Genomic DNA, 10,260 nt, shown 5'->3' with positions numbered 1-10,260 from the left:
GTCCAACTCCACCGCATCGCCCCAACAACGACCGGCGAGGACGCTCCATTTCGAGGTTTTTCAGCAGACTGCTAGAAGCTTGCGCGACGAGTTGGCCGCACGCCGCATCAAGGCTGTCATCCGGCCGAATCCGCGCCGCAAGCATCCGCATCGCTGCGATAGGGCCTACAGAGACCGCAATGTCATCGAGCGATGATCCGCCGTCTCGCAGACGTCCGACAGATCGCAACCTGATACGACAGGCGCGCAGAATCTTCCTGTTCGCAATCTTCTTGGCAGCAGGAGGTGCAAAACGGGTGCTACTGCTATTAGCTCGGATAGCCTCCTGCGCCTGGTCCGACGCGGTCACCATCAGCCGGCTGGCCCACTCAGGGTTAGCGGCATTGATTATTGGCCCTAGCCACGCGGTCTGCGATTCGCCAGCATCGTCTGTAATGTAACGCCTCGGATCGTGATCCTGTTGCTGGACGAGGAGCCCTGCAGTCGCCCGGGGACGGCTCGCTGCGCATCACTCAATCGCGATCCTCGCCAGCGACCGGCGCGGAGGCTAGGGCGACGCCGAGGCAAAAGGCCCCGCCGCACACGGTTCAGGTCGCAGATCGCTGGCATTTGATGGAGAACGCCAGCTGGGCCTTCCTCGAAGGACCAGGAGTTCTGCCCAGCTCTGCGCGACTTTCCGCACGCCGATCTGAAGCCGATCAGTTCCTTCTTGCCTTCCCGCGTCGCGCCAATCAGCACTAGCCGTGCTCTTCCCTGCGGGCCTGTAGAAGAAGCTATCTGGGCGCGTGCGCCCGACGTGCCTGCAAATCGCACATCTCTTAGGGACGCTCGGTCACATGGCGTATCGCTCTCTTTGAGAGGTTCTGTGGTACTCGGCATCCGCCTCGATACGCTGCCCATCTCAAGCCGTCATCACCTACTTTACTGCATAGCTCTGGTCGAAAGTACTATATAAGACGAGTGTCTCAATCTGGAAAGCGGTTTCGGGTCTGCTGGAAGGCGTAGCTAGTGCGCTCGCACGGATGCGCGTTCTTTGCCACGCCCGAAATATTTCATGACTACGACGTAGAAGACCGGCACAAAGAACACAGCAAGGACCGTTGCTGAGATCATCCCACCGAATACGCCGGTCCCGATCGCGCGCTGGGTTTCGGCGCTGGCGCCACGTGCAAGCATCAGCGGGACCACACCGAGTGCAAAGGCCAGCGAGGTCATCAGAATCGGCCGGAATCGACGTCCGGCTGCTTCGACGGCGGCCTTCATTGGGCAATGCCCCTGAATGCGAAGATGCTGGGCGAATTCAATGATGAGGATCGCGTTCTTGGTTGAAAGTCCGGTAATGGTTATTAGACCGATTTTGAAAAAGACGTCATTGTCGAGTCCACGAAGATGGACTGCAAGAACAGAACCGATGATTCCAAGCGGTACGACAAGCATCACCGAGAACGGTATTGACCAACTCTCGTAAAGCGCAGCTAGCACCAGAAAGATGGCCAGCATGGAGAGAGCAAGCAGGAAGGGAGCCTGCGAGGCGGATTGCTTTTCCTGCAGCGACTGCCCAGTCCATTCAACCGCGAAACCTGCGGGCAATTGTGACGCTAGTCCTTCCATTTCCAGCATCGCGTCGCCGCTGGATATCCCGCGTGCAGGCCTGCCTGCAATGCGTGCAGCCGGATAGCCGTTATAACGCACGAACTGGAGGGGGCTAGTTTCCCAGATTGGCGTGACGAGCTCTGACAAGGACACCATGGCGCCTGCATTGTTGCTGACATACAGCCTAAGCACATCGTCAACCTGCATTCGGGTCGCCGCCTCGGCTTGCACGATCACCTGTTGCATGCGTCCAGCATTTGGAAAATCATTGACATAAGTTGAACCGATGGCAGCCGTGAGGGTATCACTGACCGCGATGAACGATACACCCAGCGCTTCAACCTTCTGTCGATCGATCTTCAGCTTGACGTTCGACGCGCTTGGCAGGCCTTCAACATGGACGTTTCCCACGAGTTTGCTTTGAGCCGCAAGCTGCAACAGCTGGGCTTGTGCTGTCATCAATGCAGCAATGCCGCGATTGGCTCTATCCTCTAGACGCAAGGAAAACTCGGAAGTGGTCCCTAGTGATTCGATGGCAGGCGGCTTCAAACTCATGATCAGCCCTTCCGGTGCGCTGACCATGGCTGCCGTTGCGCTGGCAATCTCGTCGTCGATCGTCCCGCTCCGCTCGCTCCAATCCTTGAGTGTCGTGAACGAGGTCGCGGTGTTCGGCCCAGAGCCGGAAAATCCGTAACCGATTAGCGAGAGGTTGCGCGCAATGTCTGGGCGTGACCCCACATGTTGATCATACCGATTCACAATTTCGATGGTGCGCCCTGCCGTTGCGTCGGCGGGCAGGACGAAGGTCGTCAAAAAATTACCTTGATCCTCTTCGGGTACAAACGATGTCGGCAAGGGCATGTACGCAGCTGCGAGAACAAGGCCGATCACGGCATAGAGCACCATCATCCGGCCGGTCCTCGTGACCATTTTAGCAACCCATCCGACATAGGCGTTGGTCAACCGGTTAAAGGTACGACTGAACCAGCCGAAGAAGCCTCGTTTTTCACGATGGCCCTCCTCGATTGGATTAAGTAGCGTTGCGCATAGTACTGGTGTCAATGTGAGGGCAAGAACAGCTGAAAAGAGGATCGAGACCGTCATCGATAATGTAAACTGCCGATAAATGTCGCCGACCGACCCGCTCGTGAGCCCCATCGGAACGAACACTGCTGACAGAGCGAGCGTGATACCGATGACCGCACCTGTGATCTGGTTCATGGCCTCCTGCGTAGCAGCTTTGGGCGTCAGCCCCTCGGTGGCCATGATGCGTTCTACATTCTCCACTACAACGATAGCGTCATCGACAATGATACCGATTGCTAATACCATACCGAACATCGTGAACACGTTGATCGAAAAGCCGGCCATCCACATCACCGCGAAGGTGCCTAATAGTGAGATCGGAACGGTGATGGCCGGGACCAGTGTGTATCGGACATCCTGGAGAAACAGTAACATGACGAGGAAAACGAGGATCATCGCCTCGAATAGGGTCTGAAGAACATTCTTGATCGAGATCTTCACGAAAGGTGCGGTCTCGAAAGCTACGGCGTAACTCATTTCGTTCGGCATGGCCGGCGCGAGCTCGGCGAGACGGGCCTGGACGGCGGCGGTCGTCCGGATTGCATTTGCGCCCGGCGTCAATTGAATCCCGGCAGCCGTCGCCGGCTTGCCGTTCTCGCGGATTGCAAAAGTGTAAGTTTGTGCACCCAGCTCCACGCGCGCGACATCGGCCAGAACGAGCCTTGAGCCGTCCGGCTCTGAACGGAGCAATATGGCCGCAAATTCTTCTGGCGTCTGCAATTGTCCTTGAACTGTGAGTGGGATGCTCACCTTCTGCCCGAGCACGGTTGGTTCCGAACCGACGCGTCCCGGCGCAATCTGCGCGTTCTGAGCCCGAATTGCTCCTATGATATCAGTTAATGATAGCGAATAAGAGACGAGCTTGGTTGGGTCAACCCAAACGCGCATTGCGCGTTCCGAGCCAAAAGCCTGCACGCGACCGACGCCTTCAACACGCTTTATTTCAGGAGCAAGGATTCGCAACAGGTAGTCGCCGAGGGCGAGTTCGTCACATTGGCCATGGTTGCAACTGAGCGTCACAATCATGATAAATCCGGTGGAAGCCGATTCCACAGCAACGCCGACTCTGCGCACTGGCTCAGGAAGACGCGCTTCGACACTCTTCAAGCGATTCTGGACGTCCACCTTCGCCATTTCGAGATCGGTGCCGGGCTTAAACGTTGCGGTGATGCTCGCCTCGCCCGACGTATCGGCGGTTGATTCGAAATAGAGCAGGTTCTTGACGCTCGACAGCTCCCTTTCAATCAGACTGAGAACGCTGTCGTTGATGGCCTGGGGTGTGGCCCCTGTATGCATTGCATAGATGCTGACTGTCGGCGGCGCGATGTTTGGAGCGCGAGAGACTGGCAGTTGCGGGATTGCCAAGCCCCCCAAGAGAACGACAAATATAGCGATTACCCATGCGAAGACGGGCCGCTCGACAAAGAACTGAGGCATAGCTCTTCTCTCAATGCTCGACCTGCACGGCGGCGTGCTTGAATGCCTGCGAGTGCACCGTGGCTCCATCCCGCACGCGCTCCTGCCCCTGCACCACGACAACGTCGCCGGCTTTCAACCCCGAAGTGACAATGTAGCGGCCATCCACAACCTCACCTACATTGATGGGGCGTCGGGCCGCTTGCTTGTTGTGGTCGACGATGATGAGTTGCGCTCGGCCCGCCAAATCACGGATGACGGCTTCCTGCGGCACTAGCAAGGCGCTATGCCGCACCACGCGTGGTAAGCGGGCGCGGACATACATTCCTGGAAGCAAGAAGCGCCCTAAATTCGGCATCTCGACGCGCACGGTGACATTGCCCGTGCCGGGATCGACGTTGACGTCCGCGAACAGCGCGCGCCCGGTGACCGGATAGGGTTTTCCGCTCGTGGCGCTAATCTCAACGGGCACCTTAGACAGATAATCAAGCTGCCTAGATTGAACAGACTCGCGGATCGCGTCGATCTGCACAGCAGGTCGGCGAATATCAACGTAGACCCGGTCGATCTGCTGGACGATCGCGAGAGCCTTGGCTCCGTTAGCCGAGACAAGTGCGCCCTCGGTAACAAGCGCCGGGCCGATCTGCCCAGAGATCGGGGCCCTTACTATTGTGAAAGCCAAATCGAGCTTGCGGCGCTGGAGCATCGCCCGTGCCTCGGCAACATTCGCCTTCGCCTGAGCAAGATTGGCGATCGCATCATCATACGCATCACGGCTGATCGCATTACTCGTCACTAGCTGTCTTGCGCGGTCGAACTTGCTTTCAAAGCGCACCAGACTGGATTCAGCTCGCTGAAGCACTGCGGCCGCGCTCTCGACCTCCGCTTTGAATGGATCAGGGTTGATCTGAAACAGCCCTTGCCCGGCCTGGACCTCCGAACCTTCGTCGAACAGGCGCTTTTCAATGATCCCGCCGACCTGAGGCCTAATCTCGGCGATTCGGTAAGCAGCCACGCGTCCCGGCAGTTCGTCAGCGAGCGTCACTGCCTCCGGCTTCACCGTCAGCACCGTGACGAGACTTACTTCTGGTGGTGCGGCGGGCGCGTCGCTGGACGGTTCGCCACTGCATGCAGCGACCAGCAGAGCCGTCGGCAGAGCTAACCTCAAGCCAAACCTATCGAGGCCGCGCGCCATTACCCTGGATCCATAGCTAAGCGGGTGAAATGAACATTGGTTCGTTATTGCCGCGCTCATGCCGTGCTTGGCCAAATTGTATGGAGTGAAGAGAGCTCTGCGCGAACGGGCGGGTAAATGAAGAGCTTCTGTGTGCCTCATTGTCAGAATTCGATAGGATGAGCGGAATCACCGTATGCTCCAGTGGAGGTTAGCAGTGAAATCAGGGTGCTCGATTATGCACATGCGACCCCTCCACCTTTGTATATAACGCAGCGATCCTAGATGAATGTAGCCGCCCGTGCGCATCTCTGCGTTTACCATGATCCGTTCCTCAAGAGTTTATGCGGTGACGCACGTGATGCGGACGGCCGTGCAGGTGTCGTGCCAGCAGGTGTCGTGCCAAAGGAGACACTCATTTGGCACGAAACGATGACCTTGATGTGCTAGGTCTGACAGGCGGATTGTCCAACTTCTGACAGGAGAGCAACTTTCTACCGGCCCGTCGACGAGCAAGAACGGCTGCGTAAGGGACGAAGCTCACAAGAGCGTGGTGCAAGATCGTGTGTCGGGATGGAGATTTCGACCCTACCTGCATCACCATCGGCGGATGGCGCGTCGATAATACGATCGAGAAGATTGCCTGCTGTCATCGGCAGAGGATCGCCGCTTCCATCCGGATTGCCGCGCGGAAACAACCGCCACCGCTAAGAACTATTCCTTGTAAGATGGATTGTCGCCGCCTTCGTGGCGTTGAAGAAGGCCGGCGATGCCGGTGACGGCAAGAAGGCACGTCGCGGCGAGCAGAAGACCAAAGGCGTGTTGATCAGCTCGACCAGCACGATCCGCAACGCTTTCCGCGAGAAGAACAGCTGGTTCGAGCGCCGACAATTCAGTCGGGCTGCGGCGATCGCCGGCCGCCGAGGATCGGGGCCATTAAAGGCGGGCGGCCAGGTTGGGTCGTTCAGAAGAAGCGAAAGGCACCTACCGAGCTGGTGACCCGCCTGATCGACGGCTGCGTCTAAGTTGCTAGCGACTGGAAACGCGTTTCACGCGCGTTCCTGCGGCAGCTGGCTCAACATGCTTCAACGCGAATGCGTCCTCGCGGGCTATTACGCTATACGTTTCATACGCCAGGCTGGCGCGAAGGGCTGAAGGTCGTCTGGTTCGCAGCCGAAGCTTCAAAGAGGGCGAAACATAGCGATCGCGCCTTAGAAGCGGGCAATAATTGCGCACCCGTGGCACCCGTTCCCAATGCCGTAATTTAGCTCGTCCGATCTGGCTCGGAAAGGGGGAGATGCGGAGCGTGCCGTACGTGGTCCGCTGTTCGAGCCGCGACTGCCAGCGGTTAGCATTCCAGACGGCGGCGTACCGACAACGTACGCGCGGCACATCACATTCCTGCGGCCGCAAGCCCTTGCGGTGCTTGCGGCCCATCAGGCCCGCGCTTGTCAGTCTCTGAGCCTAGCAGATCGCAAGCTATGCGATCTCGATCATCGCCGATACGAAGGCAACCGGCATCACTCCAAAACTTGGTAGGTTGAATTCTGTGGATCTGAGACGTTTAATGACGTTATCGGGCGACTTGCGCTGTGACGCCGGTAACTGGCTGAGATCAACTTGCCGCAACGGCGAGAGGACTTTAGCGGCCCGCTCATCTGTTCGAGCGAGTCTAAGAGGATGGGCCATACAATGTTTCGTGTGTTCTCTCTGCTTGGCTTAACCGTTGCTGCTATGACAAGTTCGAGCGCCCAGGGCGCCGACGCCAATCCAGTTTATGTTGACCAAGGGCCCGGATTGGACCGGCTGTCCCTGGCATGAAAATCCAGTCGCATTGTTAACATACGTTCCGGTGAAATTCCTCGTCGATGCATCGAGCGTTTGGATCGAGAGAAGAGAGCCTCGCTGCTTTACCCATGTAGAGGGGACTGGCAACTGCGCGTGAGCAGGCATCGACGTAACGGCAAAGAGCAGGAGCACAATCAAACGTTTCGTGGTATTTCCCTAGGCACAGGCAACTGCGCAGACACTGCCGGGGATGCGCTCTCATAACGACGCACATTTCGCTCCCGCAGCCTCCACTAAGAGTTCTCGCGTTGTCGTTTCGGCGGATTTGTTCAGAGGCCAACTTGCCGACGGCCTCATCATTCTCGTTCGGCGTTGATTACCGCCTCTTGAACATGCTCAAAGAGCTAATGACGCAGCGGGTCATAGCGTCTTGGTATTCGAGCAATGCCTTTTTATGTTGTTCGCTCAAAGTCGTCCCCAACTCGTGGCCGCATCGGCTGTTCCAGAATTGATGTCGTTGCAATCCGTGACGGAAAGTGCCTCACTTGGAGGCTCCTGCGTGGCAGCAAGACCAACGTTTTCGCGGCAACAACGGCTCAATCCGCCGCCATTCCGCGTAGCTGAGCCAGTCCTCACCGCGCTTGATCCAGCGCAACCTTGGATGCGTCCGGCCATGCTATGTTGCTTCGAAATGTCGAATTGCAATCGAGGCACGTCATGAAGGCGTATTTCATCGGAGCTGGCATCGGATCGCTCGCGGGCGCGGCATTCCTCGTTCGCGACGCGCAGGCGCCGGGGCGCGATATCGTGATCTACGAGCCACAGCCGCTGGTCGGCGGCAGCCTCGACGGCGCGCTGCTTGCGAACGGCGCCTATTCGCTGCGCGGCGGGCGCATGCTCACCACCGATCACTACGAATGCACCTGGGACCTGCTGTCGAGCATTCCGTCGCTCGAACATCCCGGCCTCAGCGTGCGCGAGGAGACGATCGCGTTCAATCTGGAAACTCCGGCGCATTCGCAGGCGCGGCTGGTCGACCGCAACCGCTTTAAGATCGATGTGACGCATATGGGCTTCTCGGCGCGCGACCGGCTCGAGCTGCTGCGGCTCGCCGAGGCATCAGAGGAGACGCTCGGCAACAGCCGCATCACCGACTGGCTGTCGCCCGGATTCTTCGAATCGAATTTCTGGTACATGTGGCAGACCACCTTCGCCTTCCAGCCCTGGCATAGCGCCCTCGAGCTGAAGCGCTATCTGCACCGCTTCATGAACGAGTTCCCGCGGATCGAGACCCTCGCCGGCGTCAAGCGCACGGTCTACAATCAGTATGACGCGATCGTGCGGCCGCTCGCCGACTGGCTGAAGCAGCAGGGCGTGCAGTTCGTGCGCGGCACGGCTGTCACCGACATGATGCTTGAGGACGACGGCGGGCGCATGCGCGTCCGCCAGCTCATGCTCGACCGCGACGGCCGCACCGCCAATGTCCGCCTCGAGGACGACGACCTCGTGTTCTTCCAGAACGGCTCAATGACGGACGCCTCGAGCCTCGGCACCATGCCGGATCCGGCGCCGCAACTGACCAAGAAGGATAGCAAGGGCTGGGCGCTGTGGGAGAGGATCGCGAAGGGACGTCCCGAATTCGGCAATCCGTCCGCGTTCAACACCTCAATCCCCGAATCCTACTGGCTGTCGTTCACCGTTACCTGCAGAGATCCCCGCTTCTTCGACAAGATGGAGGCGTTCTCCGGCAACAGGGCCGGCACCGGCGGGCTCGTCACGTTCAGGGATTCGAGCTGGCTGATGTCGGTGGTGCTGTATCATCAGCCGCATTTCGCTGGGCAGCCGAAGGACGTGCAGGTGTTCTGGGGCTATGCGCTGCACCCCGATCGCGTCGGCAATTTCGTGGCCAAGCCAATGTCCGATTGCGGCGGCGCAGAGATCCTGAAGGAGCTCTGCGGTCACCTCAACTTCGACGCGAGCGTGTTCGAGGATGCGATCTGCATTCCCTGCCGCATGCCCTACATCACCAGCATGTTCATGCCGCGCAATCTGGCCGACCGGCCGTTGCCGGTGCCGAAGAATTCGGTCAACCTCGCCTTCGTCAGCCAGTTCGTCGAGATCCCCCATGACGTCGTCTTCACTGTCGAATATTCGGTGCGCGCGGCGCAGATGGCGGTCTATCAGTTGATGAAGGTCGATCGCCCGGTGCCGCCGGTGACCCGTCACGACAAGTCGCTCGCGGTGATCTTCGCGACGCTGAAGAAGGCTTTCGGGTGACGCATTCCCGGGACGGCGTCGCGATCGCGCGACTGCAAGCAGCAGTCTGACGTGAAAGACGGCGCCCCTGACGGGACGTTTTCGGCCCCGATGCGGCCGCCATGCGCTTCGACGATGGTATGCGCGATGGAGAGGCCTATGCCCATGCATAGGATGCCGTGACCTGCGTCGGTGATAGAGACAAGGGCGAGGTCGCCCTCGGCGAGACTGGTTCGCCGAGCAGGACCATGTCGCCACGCGAGTGTCTGCGGGCGGGCTCCGTGACCAGGCAAGGGTCACGCGGTGATCGACAGCGAGAGCTCGATCTCGCCCGTCCTGGGACCGGACTGGGGCGGGCGCGGTACTGGTGCAGGGGCTGATGAGAGCCGTTCTGCTGCGCGAGCGCCGGTTGCTCTTCGTGGACGAGGTCGAGGCGCGCCAGCGCATGTCGGAGCTCGCCCACATGAACCGCCGCGCGACCGCGGGAGAGATGTCCGTTTCACCCGCACACGAGCTGAACCAGCCGCTCGCCGACATTCTGATCAATGCCGAGCCGGCCCAGCAGATATACAGAATCTGGCACCCGACCTCGGCGAGATCGGGGGCGCCCTTGACCACATCCGCCGTGACGGTCAGCGAACCGCTGAAGTCATCGGCCGGCTGCGGGCCTTCCTAAAGCGAGACACGACCTAACGGCGCGAGCGCGCCCCAATGCCACGGTCTGCGAGGTGTTTCGATTCCTGTCCGTGCAGGCCCTGCTCAACGATGTCGAACTGCGCTCTGCTTAGAGCTAATACCATTCAAGCGCCCCCCGCTGAGAAGCTTCAATCACAGTCTAATCCCAGATGGAATCCTTTATCGAGTACAGACCCTAGTCATCTGGAACGCAAATTCGTCGCATTAGTTGTTGCTCGAATCTCTAGAGAGGAGAGTGCTAGTGGCGAATG

General features: G+C 59.0%; 6 protein-coding genes. 3 read left to right on the top strand and 3 right to left on the bottom strand.

Annotation, left to right across the window (positions count from 1 at the left end):
* The 3 genes from AC5ZFO_RS46255 to AC5ZFO_RS46245 all read right to left on the bottom strand — a co-directional run.
* Window positions 1-352 (bottom strand): hypothetical protein (locus AC5ZFO_RS46255; RefSeq protein ID WP_496124042.1); only part of this gene is annotated, 352 nt, incomplete at its 3' end.
* A 653-nt stretch (window positions 353-1,005) separates the two neighbouring features.
* Entirely contained in the window at window positions 1,006-4,116 is a 3,111-nt protein-coding gene (locus tag AC5ZFO_RS46250; RefSeq protein ID WP_496124041.1) for a multidrug efflux RND transporter permease subunit, read from the bottom strand.
* A gap of 10 nt (window positions 4,117-4,126) precedes the next feature.
* Window positions 4,127-5,290, bottom strand: a complete 1,164-nt coding sequence (locus AC5ZFO_RS46245; RefSeq protein WP_496124040.1) for an efflux RND transporter periplasmic adaptor subunit — start codon at window positions 5,288-5,290, stop codon at window positions 4,127-4,129.
* A gap of 726 nt (window positions 5,291-6,016) precedes the next feature.
* Here AC5ZFO_RS46245 and AC5ZFO_RS46240 point away from each other — a divergent pair.
* The 3 genes from AC5ZFO_RS46240 (at window position 6,017) to AC5ZFO_RS46230 (ending at window position 9,989) form a co-directional block, all read left to right on the top strand.
* Window positions 6,017-6,268 carry a hypothetical protein gene (locus AC5ZFO_RS46240; protein WP_496124039.1) on the top strand — a complete coding sequence of 84 codons (252 nt, stop codon included), beginning with the start codon at window positions 6,017-6,019 and terminating at the stop codon, window positions 6,266-6,268.
* Window positions 6,269-7,735: 1,467 nt separating this feature from the next.
* The gene (locus AC5ZFO_RS46235) at window positions 7,736-9,334 is read left to right on the top strand and encodes an oleate hydratase (RefSeq protein WP_496124038.1); all 1,599 of its coding nucleotides are present in this window, start codon (window positions 7,736-7,738) and stop codon (window positions 9,332-9,334) included.
* A gap of 358 nt (window positions 9,335-9,692) precedes the next feature.
* Window positions 9,693-9,989 (top strand): hypothetical protein, encoded by a 297-nt coding sequence (locus tag AC5ZFO_RS46230; protein WP_496124037.1) that lies wholly within the window; start codon window positions 9,693-9,695, stop codon window positions 9,987-9,989.
* Window positions 9,990-10,260 lie beyond the last annotated feature (271 nt).

Source organism: Bradyrhizobium sp. Unk1 (genome assembly GCF_059512345.1).
This window is presented reverse-complemented; position numbering and strand designations above follow the sequence as displayed.

Excerpts from the sequence above, each read along its gene's own strand:
- AC5ZFO_RS46230 (WP_496124037.1), top strand. The coding sequence starts at position 9,693 with ATGAGAGCCGTTCTGCTGCGCGAGCGCCGGTTGCTCTTCGTGGACGAG.
- AC5ZFO_RS46245 (WP_496124040.1), bottom strand. The coding sequence starts at position 5,290 with ATGGCGCGCGGCCTCGATAGGTTTGGCTTGAGGTTAGCTCTGCCGACG.
- AC5ZFO_RS46235 (WP_496124038.1), top strand. The coding sequence starts at position 7,736 with ATGTTGCTTCGAAATGTCGAATTGCAATCGAGGCACGTCATGAAGGCG.
- AC5ZFO_RS46250 (WP_496124041.1), bottom strand. The coding sequence starts at position 4,116 with ATGCCTCAGTTCTTTGTCGAGCGGCCCGTCTTCGCATGGGTAATCGCT.